Raw genomic sequence first — 1326 nt, forward strand, 5'->3', positions numbered from 1 at the left:
AGGCGGCGCTTTCGGATCTGTGCCGTGAAGAGGCGCACACGCCGTTCGATCTGTCGCGCGGCCCGCTGATGCGCGCGCGTCTGATCCGGCTGGCGGATGAGGAGCACGTCTTCCTGCTGACCCAGCAGCACATCGTCTCCGACGGCTGGTCGATGGGCGTCTTGATGCGTGAACTGAACAGCCTGTACCGGGCGTTTGTGGCCGGGCAGGACGACCCGCTGCCACCGCTGGCGATCCAGTATCCGGATTATGCCGCCTGGCAACGGCAGTGGCTGTCGGGGGAACGGCTGCAGACCCAGGCGCAGTATTGGCGCAACGCCCTGTCCGGGGCTCCGGCCCGGCTTGCGCTGCCGACGGACCGGCCGCGGCCGGCCCAGCAGTCGTTCGCCGGGGCCGGTGTGCCGGTTGTCATCGACGCGGCTCTGACGCGCGGGCTCAAGCGGCTGGCCAGCCAGCATGGCACGACGGTGTTCATGACGGTGCTGGCGGCGTGGGCGGCGGTGCTGTCGCGCCTGTCGGGCCAGGACGACGTCGTGATCGGCGTGCCGAGCGCCAATCGCGGCCGGCGCGAGATCGAAGAGCTGATCGGCTTCTTCGTCAACACGCTGGCGCTGCGGGTCGACCTGTCGGGCGCGCCGAGCCTGGCGCAGCTTCTGGAGCGGACGCGGCGCACGGCGCTGGCCGCGCAGGAGCATCAGGACCTGCCGTTCGAGCAGGTCGTCGAGATCGTCAAGCCGCCGCGGGCCCTCGATCACACGCCGTTGTTCCAGGTGATGCTGGCCTGGCAGAACAACACCGTCGGGTCATTGGATCTGCCGGGGCTGAGTGTGGAGGCTGCCGGGGAGGGGTATGATCAGGTCAAGTTCGATCTGGAGCTGAGCCTGGGCGAGCGTGGCGATCAGATCGCCGGATCGCTGCACTATGCGACGGCGCTGTTCGACGAAGCGACGATCGAGCGGCAGCGTGGTTATCTGCTGGCATTGCTGCGGGCGATGGTTGCCGATGCCGGGCAGCCGGTCGGCCGCATCGAGCTGCTGTCGCCCGAGGAGCGGACCTACCTTTTGGAGGAGCTGAACCGGACGGACGCGGACTTTCCGTCGGATCTTTGCATCCACGAGCTGTTCGAGCAACAGGTGCGCCGCACGCCCGAGGCGGTGGCATTGGTGCATGAGGGCGAGGCGCTGAGCTATGGCGAACTCAATGCCCGGGCCAACCGGCTGGCCCATCATCTGATCGCCCTTGGGGTCAAGCCGGATCAGCCGGTGGCGATCTGCGTCGAGCGCAGCCCGGCGATGGTGGTCGGGCTGCTGGCGATCCTGAAGGCGG

General features: G+C 68.3%; 1 protein-coding gene. It reads left to right on the plus strand.

Annotation, left to right across the window (positions count from 1 at the left end):
- Window positions 1-1326 (plus strand): condensation domain-containing protein (locus tag NKI49_RS33170; RefSeq protein WP_352695937.1); only part of this gene is annotated, 1326 nt, incomplete at both ends.

The sequence above is a fragment of the Mesorhizobium sp. M0587 genome (assembly GCF_040320945.1).
GTDB lineage: Bacteria > Pseudomonadota > Alphaproteobacteria > Rhizobiales > Rhizobiaceae > Mesorhizobium.